Genomic DNA, 15,077 nt, shown 5'->3' with positions numbered 1-15,077 from the left:
TACTCAAAAATAGAAAAAAAATCGAACATTGTTAACATATCATAAAAATTTAAAAAAAACAGAAAATTAATAAACAGAAAGTTGAATAAACAGAATTAAGGTAATTAAAATTTATTATAACCATCAAATTATAATAAAATACCCAATTGAAAATCTTTAAGTTTTCATAAGAAAACCCCCAAATTGGTAATAAGAATTTAATATTTTGTTAATACGGTTATAGTGTTTACCTTTGGCGCAATATTTGGAAAAATAAGAAAAAAGATCAATGAAAAAATACATTATAGCAGCAGCGCTATTAATTGGAACCGGAACATTAATTTTCACCAGTGTCCAATCCTGCACAACAGTGGCGACTTCTGACCTTGGCCTGTCTATTATTAAAAGAGTTTTGCTGAACGGTATAGATAAAGGGATGGGTATTTACAGCAACAAGGAAGCTTTCCTTCAAAATAATATGGTAGATAAGGCCCTTCCAAAGGAGTTAAGAGATATCAACTCTACCCTTGAAAAAATTGCCCCTTCACTGGTAGCTAAGGAAAGAGATTTTATTGCGCAGGCAGCAGCGTATACCGTTAACATATCAAAACCTATTCTGCAAGGAGCTGTAAACAGTTTAAACGCACAGGACGTTACGAGAATCATTCAGGGTACTACAGCAACACAGATTTTAAAGGAGAAGACCTCTCAACAGCTCGTAGCTGCCATCGCTCCCAAAGTGGATGAGAAGCTGAACGAATACGGAATTGCAAAAACAATCAATACGGCTCTTTCAGGAAATAATCTTTTGGGAAGTCTTCTTGGTGGAAGCAACACTAACGTAAATACCGGTGGATTAAGCAAATTAGCCTCTGAACAGCTGGTAAATGGACTGTTCAACATCATCGAAGATTACGAGCATCAGAACTCCAAAGCACTGCTTGGACCCCTTGGAAAATAGAAAAATTTTCGCTATATTTATATATAATTTAACAACTGCAGATGGACATATTACAAGGAAACCAACACGCAAGCCCACAGGATTTTTACAATTCCCTGAAGGAAAAACTGGAAGGTCACCATGACTTTCCTGAGGATTATTTATTTAAATTTATCATTCCCACAGATCAGGCAAAGCTTACTGAAATTTATAAAGTTTTTGACGGCATCAAGTTTACGCTAGGAAACCGTGAAAGCAAAAACGGAAAATACACTGCATGCAATATCAACGCATTCGTTCTGGATGCAGACCAGGTAGTGAATATTTATAAAGAAGTCGCCAAAATAGAAGGCGTTATTCTATTGTAGAAAAAGAAAAGTCAGCTTCCGCTGACTTTTTTATTTGTTATTTTTCAATAAAGAATTTCACATTTTCAATAGGTCTTCCCAGCATGGCAACAGATCCTTTGATCAGGATAGGCCTCTGTATCAGGGAAGGATTCTCAGACAGAATCTTGATCCACTCTTCTTCAGAATAATTTTTATCAGCGTAATTTTCCATATACAGCTTATCCGTTTTACGGATCATATGAAATACGCTCTGATTCAGCTTTTTCAATACTGTTTTTATTTCTAAGACGCTCAACGGTTCTTCCATGATGTTGATGATCTCAAAAGGCACACCGTTTTCATCAAGATACTCGAGTACAGCATTTGATTTAGAACAGTTTCCATTATGTAAAACCTTAACCATCATAATATAATCTTTAAATTAAACTCATTCTCTCAAATTTAGGAAGAAATGAACTGAAAGCTGTCTTAAATTCTGATAAAAATTTGTTAAAACAAGCCGTTCAGCTCTGCTTCAATCTTTTCAAGGATAAATCCGAAATCTTCAGGCTTTTCTACGAAATCCAAATCATCCACTTCGATGATCAGAAGTTTTCCTTCGGTATAATCGGAGATCCATTTTTCGTATTTCTGATTAAGCTTTGACAGGTATTCAATACTGATTGATGCTTCATATTCCCTTCCTCTTTTGTAAATCTTCTTTACAAGGTTCGGAACATCAGACTTAAGGTAAATTAAAAGATCCGGAGCAGAAACGAAAGACTTCATCAGTCCAAAAACAGATACATAGTTATTGAAATCCCTGTCCGAAAGCAGTTTCATATCATTCAGGTTTTCAGCAAAAATATGGGCATCTTCGTAGATGGTACGGTCCTGGATAATATTCTTACCGCTCTCTCTGATCTCTTTTACCTGGCGGAATCTGCTTCCTAAAAAATAGATCTGCAGTGCAAAACTCCACTTGCTCATATCTGCATAAAAATCTTCGAGGTAAGGGTTGTGGTCTACATCCTCAAACTGTGCATCCCATCCGTAATGCTTGGCAAGCATCGTGGTTAAAGTTGTTTTACCGGCTCCAATATTTCCTGTAACTGCAATATGCATTCTCCTTAGTATTTTTTATTAATCCTGACTAAACACCTGCATCCTGAACCTCGGAAGCATCTTCCATCAGCTTCTGGAGAGTATTATCAGGAGCCTTTTCATCAGATTCCTTCTTCTCCTCCCCGTCAGTTTTCTTCACCTCTTCTGTTTTTTCAGATGACGGTTCTGTGGCTGGCGGTACAGTTTGCTGCTTGATTTCGGGCTCTATCTGCTGTTTAGTTTCTTTTATTTTTTCAAGGCTGTAAAGATAGAGTTTGTTCGCTTTGATTTCAAAATAAGAAAGGATGTTTTTATCCACAATTTGCGCCTCTTTATCTTCAAAAATTTTAATCATTCCTTTTTCGGGATCATACTTCAGAATCGAATTGTCGGCGACTACCAAAATAACATCGTTCTCCCGTCTGAATCTTTTCCCGTTTTCCAGCGGAGCTTCAAAGAGTTTTTCAAATTTCAGCGAGTATACTCTGATATGCTTTCTGGTTAAAATATAGACTTTATTTTCAAATACCAACAGATCCATCAGATCATCAAAACTGATATCAAAGGGAAAAGAATTGATTGTTGTATCGTTTCTGAAGTTATACTGGATCAGTCGTTTCGTACTGTCATCCAGCAGCCACAGCTGCTGAAGATCTTCAGCGTAGGCCATTTTTATAAAACCGAATTTCTGTCTGAAATCAATCTTTTGGATTTCATTCATATTCTGGTCCACAAATTTCATTTCCTGGGCATTCTCTGAAAATAATGCCAAGCTCAGCGGATTCTGAACAGACTGTACTTTGTACGGCACTGTCAGCATCATTTTACCAAGCTGTTTTCCTAAAGAATCATATTTGGTAAAACTGAAATCTTTATTTTTATAGATATACAGATTCCCGTAATCATCTGCCAGCATATCTTTAGCTTCCTTCAGTTTCAATGTATCCAAAGGAAGGGATTTCTGTGCATTTGCTGTACAGAAAAAGGAGATAAATATGATGTAAAGTAATCTCAAAGTCTATTTTGGTAAAGATAACTTTCCTATGCGGAATGTCGGCAATTTACACACTTTTATTTAAATTAAAAAAATCAATTATTTAATAATAATCTCATAAATCTTTGCCCAATTTTTTCCTGTTACCAGCATGTTTTCACCTTTAAAAGCAATTCCGTTCAAAACATGTTCACTGTTGCCCTGATCATTCCCAGCAGTAATTTGGGTGAAGTCAAACTTTCCCACCGCTTCTCCAGTTGAAGGATTAATCTTTAAAATAATTGGTTTATGCCATACATTTGAATAAATGAAGCCATCGTGATATTCCAGTTCATTAATATTATTGTAAGTTTCGGTATGCCCGGCAACAGCCACTGTTCTTACAACTTTTGAAGGATCATTTACATCCAGAAAATAAAGGTTTTTTGAACCGTCAGTTGCGATAAGGTTTTTGCCGTCATACGTTAAGCCCCAACCTTCTCCGATCACATTTGGTAGAGGAAATTGGGAAAGTTTCTTTAATGAGTTTTTATCGTAAACAAATCCAACTTTATTTTTATACGTCAATTGATATATTTTATCACCTACAATTGCGCAGCCTTCAGAAAAAATATCAGCAGGCTGCTTTTCTATAATACTTGGAATGGATGAACCTAAAGTATATTTTATCAGTTTAGAAGCACCGTCTAATCCTGCACTTTCATAAACCGTACTGCCTTCTATAAGAAACCCTTCAACAAAATTCGTCGGATCATGAGGATATTCTGCTATAATATTGTAGGGAATATTCTTTTCAGGATTTTTTGCAAAAACATTGATTGTAGCATCTTGGTTTAAGCTTTCCCCACCTTTGGTTTTGATGATAAAGGTAATGTTGTTATCTCCCAATGTAAAAAACTTAGGATCAATGGTCAAATTTGAAGTTTCATTTTCTCCAAAGCTTACCGTAATGGCTTCTGCATTATCTGTCACTTCTTTTGGAAGACTAAGTCGATCTCCAAAATGGTAACCCTTTGTTTCTTTTGAGTTATTATAATCAGCCAATGAATCGAGCATTTTTTCCTTATTATTACATGATAATAAAAGGGAAATGACCGCTAAACCTGCTATACTATTTCTTTTCAGTGACTTCTTAATCATTTGTCAAAAATAGTAAATTTTAATCCTTTCATGAAAACAGCGCTCCTGAGGAACGCTGTTTTTTTATCGATAAATCTTTATTGAGATTATTTGATCTGAACTTCATAGATTTTCGGCCAGTTTTTGCCGGTTACAAGCATATGATCACCTTTGAAAGCGATACCGTTCAAAACATCATCACTTCCCTTGGTATTCTGCTTGGCAATATCAGTAAAGTCAAACGTACCTACTACTTCTCCCGTTGCAGGATTAATCTTTAACACAACAGGTTTCTGCCATACATTTGCATAGATAAATCCGTTGTGGTATTCCAGCTCGTTCAGCTGATCATAGATCTGTGAGCTTCCTGCCACTGCAACATATTTGATTAATTTTGAAGGGTCGTTAACGTCAAGGAAGTATAAAAGCTTGCTTCCGTCTGATGCGATCAGACTTTTTCCGTCATAGGTAAGTCCCCAGCCTTCCCCCAAAACATTCGGGTAAGCAAATTCTGAAAGGAGCTTTAAAGAGCTTTTATCATAGATATAGCCTTTTTTGCTCTGCCATGTCAGCTGATAAACTTTATCACCTACAATGGTGCTTCCTTCTGAGAAATCTTCCTGAGCCTGTTTTGTAGAAGCCAGCGGAGTTGTAGTTCCTAATGTATATTTAAGGATTTGTGAAGAACCGTTCTGCCCGTCACTTTCATAGATCGTATTTCCTTCAATCTGGAAACCCTGCACAAAATTCTTTGGATCATGCGGGTATTCAGCTATGATCTGATAAGCGATGTTTTTTTCAGGATTTTTTGCAAATACATTAATGGTCGCATCCTGATTAAGGGTTTTCCCGCCTTTTGTTTTGATATTAAAGGTCACCGCATTGTCACCTAATGTAAAGAATTTAGGATCAACAGTTAAACTTGAAGTTTCTTTGTCTCCAAAGCTGATACTGATACTTTCTGCATTCTCCGTCACCTCTTTCGGAAGCTCAAGTTTATCACCGAAATGATATCCTTTTTCTACCATTGAATTATTATACTCATTCAGAGTGTTCAGAATTTTCTCATCTTTGTTACAAGACGCCAACATCAAAACCACTGCTAAACCTACTATTATATTCTTTTTCATTGAATTTCTAAATATTTCCCCAAAAATAGCAAATTTTATTCCGTATTGCCAATATTATCAGCTGCCTGAACGAATTGTAATATATAATCACTGTTTCCATACACCGCAACTCCCTCCTGTCCTATTCAAAATTCTGATCTCACAGAAGATTTACTTTTGTTTAAATCTTTCGGAGTATAGTGCTGTAATACTGTTATTGTTTAAAGGATTCAAATGCATCCTTATTAATTTTCATATTAACGGAAAGCCATAGCTCATTATCGATACTGACTTCGCTCATGACATCCGGATCAATCTCAAACCCCACTTTTTTATAGCATTCAATGGCTCCGGTATTCCAGTCGTATACATTAAGCTCGGCTGTTTTTCTATCAAAATGGCTGAAGCCATATTTCAGCAGTTCCTGTACAATTTTCTTTCCATAGCCTTTTCCTCTGTTGTTTTCATCCCAGATCAGGATTCTACCAAGCAGAAAGGTATAGTCTTTCAAAAAAATCTGGGCATGCCCTATCCCATTTTGTTCTGTTCTGTCAAAAATTCTGAACATGAATCGGTTTTCGTTTTCCAGATCATTTTCCAGCTGTTCTTTTGTCAGGGGAAAATGATAGGCAGGACCGGCAAACTGAAGAAGTGCTCTTTTATCTTTTATTTTAGAAATCAGTTCAGGAGCATCTTCTGCTTTAAAGAATTGCAGTTCGACCATATCTTTTTATTTTTCCAGGTATTCTTTCAGGCTTCCTCCAATAATCCCATTCCAGCCTTCGGTAAAACTTTTTAAGGAAAAATTTTCACCCAAACCATCGAAACCTTCAATATGATCATGAGTCAATGTTATCAACGTTCCAATATCTTCTTTCTCAAGCTCCCATGTTACGGTAGTTACAACATCTGACAGTTCTGGATATGACCAGGTGTGCTTTAACTTTTTATTAGGAACAATTTCCAGAATCTGGCACTGGTGGTGATATTTTTTTTCTTCACCGGGCTCATAAAAATTAAATATTTCTCCTTCTTCCAAAGTAAAATCCGGGATATCGAAATACCAGGCTTTCATTTCATTTGTATCGGTCAAAGCCTTCCAGACTTTTTCTACCGGAGTATTTATTTTGTACTGAACAGTGATTGGTGTATTCATCTCATCAGGTTTAATTATGGTTTAACTGTGGGAGAATCCGGTGATCTTTGCTTCATCAAAATCCAGCTGCATCTCAATGGTTCTCATGACGTGGTCATCAAAAATCTTCTCCTTTTTCATCCGGTGCAGCTCATTTCTCTGAGCCTGGATGATCTGGCGGAGCACTTCTTTATTTTCATTGATCGCATTGACATAATCTCCCGTAGAGGCCATACATTGGGCTTTATCTGCCATCAGCATCATTTCGGTTTCCAACCTATGTTTCTGGTGGCGGACCAGCGTATTTTTCTCTGCCAGGTCGGAAAAATCATTTTCCATTTTGTGCAGTGCTGTTTCTTTAAGTTTACGCATCAGGATCACTTCCTGTTTTTCTTCAGGCAGCTCACTTCCTGCATCATCTATTTTTAACCATTTCAAAATAGGAGTCAGAAGCAGTCCCTGTCCTACCAGTGTGATCAATATAATAACGAAAGTTACAAATAAAATAATATTACGGTGCGGAAAAGCTTCTCCGTTTGGTAAAAAAGCAGGAATTGAAAGTGCTGCTGCCAGCGAAACCACTCCTCTCATGGCTGCAAAACTGATAATAAAAGGTTCCCGCCAGTCCGGTTTGGGAACTTTTAACCTTAATTCTTTTGAGCAGAGCCTCGGAAAATACATGACGGCATAGCTGTACAGTATTCTGGTAAAAATGATAGCTCCACCAATTACAAGGCTGTAAAAAATCCCTTCTGAAATTGTATAATCTTTCATAGCGGCAACCACCACCGGAAGCTCAAGACCGATAAGGATAAAAATAATAGTATTCATCAGAAATATGAGCACACTCCAGACATTTCCCGACTGTATTCTTGAGGTATGACTTAAATAGCAATGTGAATTATAGGACATCAAAAGACCTCCGGCAACCACTGCCAGTACTCCTGAAAAATGGAAGTGTTCTGCCCCAACATACATAATGTACGGAACAATCAGCGTAATCACTGTATCAATATTGGAATTGGAAGGAATGATCCTCAGCAATGCTCCAAACAGAAGTCCTGTAGCTATTCCCACTGCGACTCCACCTACTGCCATCAGAAAGAAATCCTGAATAGCATCTCTCCATATAAACTGTCCTGAAATCACAGCTGCCAAGGCAAACTTAAATACAATTAAACTGGAAGCATCATTGATGAGACTTTCACCTTCCAGGATACTGGTGATCTTTTTGGGGATCTTCATATGTTTCAGTACTGAAGTGGCAGCCACTGCATCCGGCGGAGAGTTCACCCCTCCAAGGAGAAACCCCATGGCAACGGTAAGTCCCGGAATAATGGAAGATGAAAGATAAGCCACCACAACTGAAGTTAAAAATACAAGCCCAAAGGCCATCGAAAAGATCTGTTTTCTCCATTTATGAAAATCCTGCCATGAGGTAAACCAGGCGGCTTCAAAAAGAATCGGGGGAAGGAAGATCAGGAAGACAAGATCCGGCTCTATTTCAATATGCGGCATTCCGGGGATCAGGCTGATCAAAAGACCAGCGATAACAAGGAAGATGGGATAAGCTACTTTCAGCTTCTGCCCTATCATCACCAATATCATTACAGACAAAAGGACCGCAATGGATATGATAACATAATTGTGAATCATTTTGGGTTGTTTTTTAAATTGTTTTTGATTGAAGCTGGTCAAAACAGAAGGTTGTTTTTAACTTTGAATATTTGATGTAAACAATTATAACCTTGTATTTAACCTTATTCTATTTTAAAGTACAATATTATTTTTGGGATTAATAGCCGGCGGAAGATCAGCTTCATCCAGCATATCTCTCATATCAATCTCTATGGTACGGCTTATTTGTGTTATCGGAACATCATTCGGGCTTCCTTCAAAAGGGTTTACAGAGGCCTCACCTACACTGTCCAGTGTATGGAAACACCAGGTTACCATCAGCGAAAACGGAATATTGAACCATATTGTCAAGCCTTCCAAAACAGTTCCTTCACCCAGTTTATCCAGTTCTTTCAGTAGTCCAAAAGGAACGAAAAGAATGAACAGAAGCAAAAGATAGGTTGTAATAGATGAAAAGTTTCTCGGATAGGGAAAATTCTTGATCCTTTCTGCTTTTCCCTGATCGTCTGTAAATTTTACCAGCTGCTGGTTGATCTGTGTCCATTGAAAGTCATTGATATCTCCTTTGGCATAGGCTTCGGACAGTTCTTTGCTCTGAGTGGCCATCAGCTGTGTTGCCCTGTTTTTTTTACTTAAAATATACTGAAGTTCGGTTTCGGAAATATAGTTTTTCAGCTCATCGTCCAGCTTGCTTAACCTTTCCGGGATATCATACTTTTTAGAATATTCATCGTACTGTGCAGTTCCCATATTCTCCCAGGCTCTGGGCTCTCTCAGCTGAAAACGGAGTGCCGTAAGCCATGCATAATGACGGAGAAACATCTCTTTTACTTTTTGAGAGTCTTTTGCCAAAAGAGAATCTCTCAGAATATATCCGAAGCTGCGGCTGTCATTGATGATGGCACCGTAAATCTGCCTGGCTTCCCAAAGTCTGCTGTAGCTGGCATTATTCTTAAAGCCTACAATAAAAGCTACCGCGGTCCCCAGAATAGCGATTGGCTGCCAGGGAACGGAAACAAATTTCCAGCCTAAAAAATACAATACTGTGGGTATCGCTGACAATATCGTTAAAACATAGATACTGCGTCTTGTCCAGGTGGCGAACTCAAGCGCTCCAAATCTTTTTCCTGAATGCATATGTGTTTATTTTTTTGATCTGTTGATTATATTTTCTAAACTACAGTTTTTTCTTCATCATCCGGCATCCGGCATGGACTGTCAGTATTAATTTTTATTAAAAGGAATATTATTATAAAACCCGATCTGGATTTGCCCGCGGTTTCTGTTTTCCTGGATCTGGTTCATATAACCGGCTTCTATCCTCATATTTTTATTGATAACATACCCTAAAGCTCCGTATACCCTGTTTCTGTCGAAGACCGGACTGTCAACATGCAGAAAAATCTCATTATATACTGAAGCATACAGGGACTTCGGAACCAGTTCTTTTTGAGTGATCGGTATATTCAGCCCGATCATATAACGGAATCTCATTCTGAAATCATCCTGCAGAAAACGTTCTTCCAACCGGTATCTGTGCTGAAGGTTAAAGCGTCCAAACTTCTGCTTTGTAATGAACTGCTGGAAGATCCTGTGTTCAATGTTTTCTTTTTTCTCGCCGTTTACGTAGGGCTGGCTTAAAATAAAACCGTAACCCAGTAAAATATTATTGTTATTTTCGGTAAGGTCATATCCAATTCCTGTACGGATCAACAGCTGTTCAAGGTCTCCTGCTGCATCAAAATTCCGGTACTGAACTTCGTTGTGCCAGTTCAGCTTCTTGCTGATCTTATTATTTCCAAAGTACATATACCATGCTCCCAAATCATTTTTCTGTGCAGCGGCCGTTATTGACCCCAGACTCAATACTGTAAATATCAGCTTCGTAAAGATCTTTCTCATGTTATTCAATTACTATTATCTATCGTACACAACAAAATTAATAATTTAAATCAATAATAGCAAACAATATTGAATGGGAATTTAATTGAAGATTTTCAATAAAAGTATTTCAAATTCATGAAAATAATAGTTCTTAATTAACCGGGAATTTGCTCTATCAAAATCTCATTGTCTTCTGTATCAAAATAGGTGTATGTCATGGCATTAAGATCCATTTCCCAACCTTTTACTCCGTTCTCAGCACAGTCGCTGCAGAATGTGGGATAATCTGTTCCCCCCTGTTGATGAAGCTTTAATCTTATTGTAAACTGATCAAGATTCAGATGTTCTGAAAGAGTAAGGTTATCATACTTCTTTCCAGTATGTGATGTTTCATTATCTGTATCAAAATACTGAGTATTCCCATCAGCAACATATACAGTGTATTTTGAAACTCCAAGATTCTTTATGGCCTGGATATACTTCGGAAAATCTGCTCCGTTTTTTACTTTTTGGTGTTCCGCTTTAATCTGTTCAATTGTAAATCTCATCTGTGTTTATTTTTATTTTTTTTAATGTGTTTTACCCAAAAATATGCTTTTTTGGAATGCAAATATATCATAAAACAAAACCGGCAGATATCTCCGCCGGTTGGTTAGTTTTACTATATTCATGTATAAATATAATCTTAAGGATGCTGCTGCATTTTCGCAGGATCATCATAGTTGACCATCCAGTTGATTCCGAATTTATCGGTAAACATTCCGAAATAGGCTCCCCAGAAAGTATCCGCCATAGGCATTGTCACCTGGCCTCCGGCAGAAAGCCCATTGAATAGTTTATCTGCCTCTTCTTTAGATTCTGCATTGATGGAAATAGAGAAATTGTTTCCTGCTTTAAAGTTGGAAGACCATTCGCCGCCTGTATCACTTCCCATTAAAATTGTTTCTTTTGAAATTGGAAGAGAAACGTGCATAATTTTGTTTTTATCTTCTTCAGGAGTTTCTTTACCTTCCATTGGTGGCATTTCTCCGAAAGTTCCTATGTAAGGATATTCTCCTCCGAAAACTGATTTATAGAAGTCGAATGCCTCTCTGCAGTTTCCATTAAATGTTAAATAAGCGTTTACTGATGCCATTGATTGTTTTTATGAGTTAAGTTGTAATGAGTTTTTTTTAAGATTTTTCAGATAATTCTTTTAATCTGGACAATCCTTTCTGATAATCTTTTCCAATAGCATCTTCCATATTCATAAACAATTTCATTACGGTGAAAGGATAAGGTATTTTTGAGGTGAATCCCCACGTGGCTTTGCTTCCATTGCCTTCCGGAACAATTTTCACATAGGCATTGGCTTCACTTTCATATGGTGTTAAAAATTTGATCTCCGTCTCTATTCTTTTGCCTGCTGCATCCACTTTCTTTACTTCCTGGCATCCTTTTCCGGCAGCATCTTTTTCACTGTCCCAGCATACTTTTTCTCCGGGCTGCCCGGTAGTTCCGGTCCAGTCTTTTTTCATTCCAGGATCCAGATCATTCCAGGGGCTCCACTGGTCCATAGCTCTTAGTGTATTGGTCTGCTGCCATACTTTTTCAGCCGGAGCATTAATCGCTATTGATTTTTCATAAACGCAGTCTCCTGAAACAAAAGCAGCCACAACCATCCATAAAATAAGGATAGAAGCCAGGACAAGGATAATTCTTTTTAATATTTTCATAAACTTTGATTATCGGTGTTGGTCAATTAATATCATGTTTCCGTCCGGATCTTTCAGGAAGATATGTTCAGGGCCGGAAGTGGTTTCATCCGCGGTTTTCTCAAGCTCGACTCCATTTTCTTTTAAATGTTTCTGTATGTCACGAACATCATCAAAAGATTCCAGGTTGCGGGCGTCTTCGTCCCATCCCGGATTGAAGGTCAGCATATTTCCGTCGAACATAGCCTGAAAAAGCCCAATCAGGGTACTTCCGTTCTTCATGATGAGATAATTCTGCTCCATATTTCCGCCCATAGCAGAAAAACCTAATTTTTCGTAAAAATCTTTAGACTTCTGAAGATCTTTTACACTTAAACTGATTGAGAATGCTCCTAATTTCATAGGTGTCTTTTATTTTTTAAAGCTAATTTACTTCCTGCAAATACCAATCCCCATACAAGAATTCCTAAGATCCAGAACCAGATGGGAGTAGGAAGAGAAACCATCATATAAATCGTAATGAGCAAAAAAACAATTCCGCAGATCACTGCAGCGGTATGCTTTCCGTTATTGGAAATTTTTGAAGCCGTGAAGCCTGAAACAAAAGCTGCCAGCGCATATCCAATGATCACAAAGAAGAGTGCCATAAAAGGAGCATGGGCAACGTAGTCTTTCATTGCCACCATATCTCCGCTTGCGGCTCCGGCAGGAGGCGGATACAGCTGATGACCTATTTTTTCAATGACCGTAATGCAGATAATGCCTGCAATGAGCCCGGCCGGAACAGCCAGTATTTTTCTTAACATGGCTACTGATTTTTTAAACGGATTTTGAAGTTCAGTTTTCCGTCATAACTTTTCCAATCACCAATAAATTCTATATACTGACCTTCTACTTTTTCAGTTTTTTTATTCCATTTGAAGGTATAAATAAATTTACCTTTAAAAATACCGGAATGCTTTCCTTTGGGTTCTTCTGCAAGCTCATAATCTCCAAATACGACTCCTTTTCTTTTGGCATCTTTATACTTTGTAATGGTTACTTTGCCTTCGTACTTCGCATAGTTGTCATCCACAAGAGAATAGCCGGAAATAAAATATTCCTGGTCATTTTTTTTGTTCTGTTCGGAAATATTGACCTTAAGCTTCAATTGCTGTCCGCGGTCTCCTATTGTTCCGATATAAGGTTTGCTGTTATTCAGCCAGACTGTTGAAATATCCGGCATCTGGCCCCAAGCAAAATTGCAGGCAAGAATGAGGATCCATAAAAGTTTTTTCATAATGTGTAATGTTTAAACGCCAAATTGGGAAAGGTGATGGTTCAGATGTTTTGCAAACATATTGTTCCACTGCTGCGAGGTTAATTTACCAAAAGAAAATGATTCTTTCCCATCGAAAGCTTCTGCGCCCAACTGCTGTGTTTTTTGAATAAAGCCGATCAGTCTTTTCTTCTCATCGTCAAAATTTTTTCTTCCTGTAATTAAGAACTGAGGGGCTGTAGGGGAATCTCTTGGATAGGCTTTTTCTCCAACCACTTTAGGCTTTACAAAAGTCTTTAAAATAAATTTTGCAATAGAACCCGGTTTTTTATGCTTTTCGGGTTCATATACCATTTCATAGGATACGCTGCAATGAGCAAGCATCTGATCAACCGTCATTTTTCCCCACAAACCGTGGGTATCCTCTACCAGCTTATTTATCCTATCAATATAGTTCTGAGCATCTTTTGCATCAAATACATTTTCCATAATATGTCTAATTATCTGAAAGCAAATATATCAGTTTTTTCCTTTAATTTTACAGGATCATAAAAAAAACGGTGACGTGTTTTGAGGATAATGTATGCCGGTTACGAAGTGCAGGATTACAAGTTCCGAGTTGTTGGTTATGGAAATTGCCGGTATAAGTTAATATTTAACACTTATATCCTAAATTCTAAGACTTTAGCAATCAAACTCTACAAGTCTCAAACATCTTCAGTTTCCTTTGGGGCATTATTTTTAAAAATAAACCAAAGTTTAATCTTTAAGGCAATCCAGCCAAGAACAGCATAGACCAGAAGTAAAATACTTAAATGTTTTAAATAGGGAAATGTAAGTTCTACGGAGCCTTTCTGAATCAGTAGAATTTTAAAGGCCTGCAGGAAGGGAGTCAGGGGAATAATGTTGGCAATGAACTGAACGAAGGCAGGCATTGCACTTAACGGCCATGTAAATCCGCTGATAATAAATGCCGGTGAAGCAATAACCATTAAAATCTGTGTTGCCTTCAATGCATCCGGAATAAGGATACTGATCAATACGCCTAAAAACGAAGCAGAACCAACAAATACTGCTGTCAGAAGAATAAAATTGAGTATTCCTTCAGGCATCGGAACCCGGAAAATCATATGCATAAAGTAATAGACTCCAACAATAAGAACGGAGAAAACCCAGATGGGGATAACTTTGATCAGCATGGTTGGGAAAGCCCATTTTTTCATCTTCAGGTATTCTTTTACAAAAGAGCCTCTTTCGAACTCAGCGGCAAAACTTACAGCCATTGCAAGGAGAATAACCTGCTGAAGAACTACAGCCAGCATCGCCGGCCACATGAAGATGAGATAATTCCCGGTGGTATTAAAAAGCGTGATATAGTTAGCTTTGAATGGCTCGTATTGTGTAGCAGCCTTTGTAGCGGGCATTCCGGCCTTTTGCAAGGCTTTAATTGATGCTCCTGCGGAGAAAGTTCCTATGGTAAGCTGAAGTGCTTTGGATGCAAAATTGGCAGTAAGAACATTTCCGGTATTGATGTATACATTCAGTTCGGGATACTTTTTCTGAAGCATTTCTGCCTCAAATCTGGATGGAATGATCACAACAGCTGCCGCTTCATGACGGATTACCTCATCCTTTATGCTTAAAGGTTCCCGGGCATATTTAATGATGCTGATGCTTTTATTATCATCCAGCATATCTGTCAATTGACTGGATAAAGGGGTATTATCTCTGTCAATAACGAGAACCGGAGTATTTTCCACTTTTCCGCTTTTATAGACGAAACCCAGCAATGTGGCATAGAATACCGGAGCCAGAAAAAATACGGTCCTCAGGGTAGAATTGCCAATAAAAAGCTTGAATTCCCGTTTTAAAAGCCGAAAAAATTCTTTCATAA

Annotated in this window: 20 protein-coding genes; 2 read left to right on the top strand and 18 right to left on the bottom strand. The window is 37.8% G+C overall.

The annotated features are described in order from the left end of the window. The first annotated feature begins 268 nt into the window (after positions 1-268). Together J4Q03_RS02815 and J4Q03_RS02810 are read left to right on the top strand one after the other, a co-directional pair. Positions 269-940 (top strand): DUF4197 family protein, encoded by a 672-nt coding sequence (locus J4Q03_RS02815; protein ID WP_426046701.1) that lies wholly within the window; start codon positions 269-271, stop codon positions 938-940. A 41-nt stretch (positions 941-981) separates the two neighbouring features. After that, positions 982-1,287 carry a DUF493 family protein gene (locus J4Q03_RS02810; RefSeq protein WP_306846047.1) on the top strand — a complete coding sequence of 102 codons (306 nt, stop codon included), beginning with the start codon at positions 982-984 and terminating at the stop codon, positions 1,285-1,287. Between the two features lie 37 nt (positions 1,288-1,324). On the opposite strand, the gene J4Q03_RS02805 is transcribed toward J4Q03_RS02810, so the two are convergent. The 18 genes from J4Q03_RS02805 to J4Q03_RS02720 form a co-directional block, all read right to left on the bottom strand. Beyond that, positions 1,325-1,675 (bottom strand): arsenate reductase family protein, encoded by a 351-nt coding sequence (locus J4Q03_RS02805; protein WP_426046700.1) that lies wholly within the window; start codon positions 1,673-1,675, stop codon positions 1,325-1,327. A gap of 83 nt (positions 1,676-1,758) precedes the next feature. Then, a complete protein-coding gene (locus J4Q03_RS02800; protein ID WP_426046699.1) occupies positions 1,759-2,373 on the bottom strand; it encodes a deoxynucleoside kinase in 615 nt (204 codons plus the stop codon). Between the two features lie 28 nt (positions 2,374-2,401). Further along, entirely contained in the window at positions 2,402-3,367 is a 966-nt protein-coding gene (locus tag J4Q03_RS02795; protein WP_426046698.1) for a hypothetical protein, read from the bottom strand. A 78-nt stretch (positions 3,368-3,445) separates the two neighbouring features. After that, the gene (locus J4Q03_RS02790) at positions 3,446-4,471 is read right to left on the bottom strand and encodes a glutaminyl-peptide cyclotransferase (RefSeq protein WP_426046966.1); all 1,026 of its coding nucleotides are present in this window, start codon (positions 4,469-4,471) and stop codon (positions 3,446-3,448) included. A gap of 101 nt (positions 4,472-4,572) precedes the next feature. Continuing rightward, the gene (locus tag J4Q03_RS02785; protein ID WP_426046697.1) at positions 4,573-5,595 is read right to left on the bottom strand and encodes a glutaminyl-peptide cyclotransferase; all 1,023 of its coding nucleotides are present in this window, start codon (positions 5,593-5,595) and stop codon (positions 4,573-4,575) included. Positions 5,596-5,788: 193 nt separating this feature from the next. Continuing rightward, complete coding sequence (locus tag J4Q03_RS02780) at positions 5,789-6,298, bottom strand: GNAT family N-acetyltransferase (protein ID WP_426046696.1); 510 nt, start codon at positions 6,296-6,298, stop codon at positions 5,789-5,791. 6 nt (positions 6,299-6,304) lie between these two features. Further along, on the bottom strand, positions 6,305-6,730 hold the full coding sequence (locus tag J4Q03_RS02775; protein ID WP_426046695.1) for an SRPBCC family protein: 426 nt from the start codon (positions 6,728-6,730) through the stop codon (positions 6,305-6,307). Positions 6,731-6,751: 21 nt separating this feature from the next. Then, positions 6,752-8,365 carry a Na+/H+ antiporter gene (locus J4Q03_RS02770; RefSeq protein WP_426046694.1) on the bottom strand — a complete coding sequence of 538 codons (1,614 nt, stop codon included), beginning with the start codon at positions 8,363-8,365 and terminating at the stop codon, positions 6,752-6,754. Positions 8,366-8,479: 114 nt separating this feature from the next. Next, positions 8,480-9,484 carry a bestrophin family protein gene (locus tag J4Q03_RS02765; RefSeq protein ID WP_426046693.1) on the bottom strand — a complete coding sequence of 335 codons (1,005 nt, stop codon included), beginning with the start codon at positions 9,482-9,484 and terminating at the stop codon, positions 8,480-8,482. Positions 9,485-9,571: 87 nt separating this feature from the next. Next, complete coding sequence (locus J4Q03_RS02760) at positions 9,572-10,249, bottom strand: DUF2490 domain-containing protein (protein WP_426046692.1); 678 nt, start codon at positions 10,247-10,249, stop codon at positions 9,572-9,574. 137 nt (positions 10,250-10,386) lie between these two features. After that, positions 10,387-10,779: a DUF1398 domain-containing protein gene (locus J4Q03_RS02755; RefSeq protein WP_426046691.1), complete on the bottom strand. Its 393-nt coding sequence runs from the start codon at positions 10,777-10,779 to the stop codon at positions 10,387-10,389. Positions 10,780-10,916: 137 nt separating this feature from the next. Continuing rightward, on the bottom strand, positions 10,917-11,366 hold the full coding sequence (locus J4Q03_RS02750) for a VOC family protein (protein WP_426046690.1): 450 nt from the start codon (positions 11,364-11,366) through the stop codon (positions 10,917-10,919). A gap of 37 nt (positions 11,367-11,403) precedes the next feature. Next, positions 11,404-11,946 carry an SRPBCC family protein gene (locus tag J4Q03_RS02745; RefSeq protein ID WP_426046689.1) on the bottom strand — a complete coding sequence of 181 codons (543 nt, stop codon included), beginning with the start codon at positions 11,944-11,946 and terminating at the stop codon, positions 11,404-11,406. Between the two features lie 9 nt (positions 11,947-11,955). Continuing rightward, a complete protein-coding gene (locus J4Q03_RS02740) occupies positions 11,956-12,327 on the bottom strand; it encodes a VOC family protein (RefSeq protein ID WP_426046688.1) in 372 nt (123 codons plus the stop codon). Next, positions 12,324-12,731, bottom strand: a complete 408-nt coding sequence (locus J4Q03_RS02735) for a hypothetical protein (RefSeq protein WP_426046687.1) — start codon at positions 12,729-12,731, stop codon at positions 12,324-12,326. The genes J4Q03_RS02740 and J4Q03_RS02735 overlap by 4 nt, the downstream gene beginning before the upstream one ends. A gap of 2 nt (positions 12,732-12,733) precedes the next feature. Then, positions 12,734-13,204, bottom strand: a complete 471-nt coding sequence (locus J4Q03_RS02730) for a hypothetical protein (protein WP_426046686.1) — start codon at positions 13,202-13,204, stop codon at positions 12,734-12,736. 12 nt (positions 13,205-13,216) lie between these two features. Further along, positions 13,217-13,672 carry a DUF1569 domain-containing protein gene (locus J4Q03_RS02725; RefSeq protein WP_426046685.1) on the bottom strand — a complete coding sequence of 152 codons (456 nt, stop codon included), beginning with the start codon at positions 13,670-13,672 and terminating at the stop codon, positions 13,217-13,219. A gap of 218 nt (positions 13,673-13,890) precedes the next feature. Continuing rightward, on the bottom strand, positions 13,891-15,075 hold the full coding sequence (locus tag J4Q03_RS02720) for an ABC transporter permease (protein WP_426046684.1): 1,185 nt from the start codon (positions 15,073-15,075) through the stop codon (positions 13,891-13,893). Between the last annotated feature and the right edge of the window lie 2 nt (positions 15,076-15,077).

The sequence above is a fragment of the Chryseobacterium sp. NFX27 genome (genome assembly GCF_049887855.1).
In the GTDB taxonomy this organism is placed as follows: Bacteria; Bacteroidota; Bacteroidia; order Flavobacteriales; family Weeksellaceae; genus Chryseobacterium.
Note: the sequence above shows the minus strand (reverse complement) of the source record. Positions and strands in the feature narration are given on the sequence as shown.

Bases quoted from the DNA above. Each gene is read 5' to 3' on its own strand.
- J4Q03_RS02760 (WP_426046692.1), bottom strand. From the start codon at position 10,249: ATGAGAAAGATCTTTACGAAGCTGATATTTACAGTATTGAGTCTGGGG.
- J4Q03_RS02785 (WP_426046697.1), bottom strand. From the start codon at position 5,595: ATGAAAAAGAATATAATAGTAGGTTTAGCAGTGGTTTTGATGTTGGCG.
- J4Q03_RS02725 (WP_426046685.1), bottom strand. From the start codon at position 13,672: ATGGAAAATGTATTTGATGCAAAAGATGCTCAGAACTATATTGATAGG.
- J4Q03_RS02775 (WP_426046695.1), bottom strand. From the start codon at position 6,730: ATGAATACACCAATCACTGTTCAGTACAAAATAAATACTCCGGTAGAA.
- J4Q03_RS02805 (WP_426046700.1), bottom strand. From the start codon at position 1,675: ATGATGGTTAAGGTTTTACATAATGGAAACTGTTCTAAATCAAATGCT.
- J4Q03_RS02745 (WP_426046689.1), bottom strand. From the start codon at position 11,946: ATGAAAATATTAAAAAGAATTATCCTTGTCCTGGCTTCTATCCTTATT.
- J4Q03_RS02770 (WP_426046694.1), bottom strand. From the start codon at position 8,365: ATGATTCACAATTATGTTATCATATCCATTGCGGTCCTTTTGTCTGTA.
- J4Q03_RS02810 (WP_306846047.1), top strand. From the start codon at position 982: ATGGACATATTACAAGGAAACCAACACGCAAGCCCACAGGATTTTTAC.
- J4Q03_RS02735 (WP_426046687.1), bottom strand. From the start codon at position 12,731: ATGTTAAGAAAAATACTGGCTGTTCCGGCCGGGCTCATTGCAGGCATT.
- J4Q03_RS02750 (WP_426046690.1), bottom strand. From the start codon at position 11,366: ATGGCATCAGTAAACGCTTATTTAACATTTAATGGAAACTGCAGAGAG.
- J4Q03_RS02740 (WP_426046688.1), bottom strand. From the start codon at position 12,327: ATGAAATTAGGAGCATTCTCAATCAGTTTAAGTGTAAAAGATCTTCAG.
- J4Q03_RS02730 (WP_426046686.1), bottom strand. From the start codon at position 13,204: ATGAAAAAACTTTTATGGATCCTCATTCTTGCCTGCAATTTTGCTTGG.
- J4Q03_RS02755 (WP_426046691.1), bottom strand. From the start codon at position 10,779: ATGAGATTTACAATTGAACAGATTAAAGCGGAACACCAAAAAGTAAAA.
- J4Q03_RS02765 (WP_426046693.1), bottom strand. From the start codon at position 9,484: ATGCATTCAGGAAAAAGATTTGGAGCGCTTGAGTTCGCCACCTGGACA.
- J4Q03_RS02780 (WP_426046696.1), bottom strand. From the start codon at position 6,298: ATGGTCGAACTGCAATTCTTTAAAGCAGAAGATGCTCCTGAACTGATT.
- J4Q03_RS02800 (WP_426046699.1), bottom strand. From the start codon at position 2,373: ATGCATATTGCAGTTACAGGAAATATTGGAGCCGGTAAAACAACTTTA.
- J4Q03_RS02815 (WP_426046701.1), top strand. From the start codon at position 269: ATGAAAAAATACATTATAGCAGCAGCGCTATTAATTGGAACCGGAACA.
- J4Q03_RS02720 (WP_426046684.1), bottom strand. From the start codon at position 15,075: ATGAAAGAATTTTTTCGGCTTTTAAAACGGGAATTCAAGCTTTTTATT.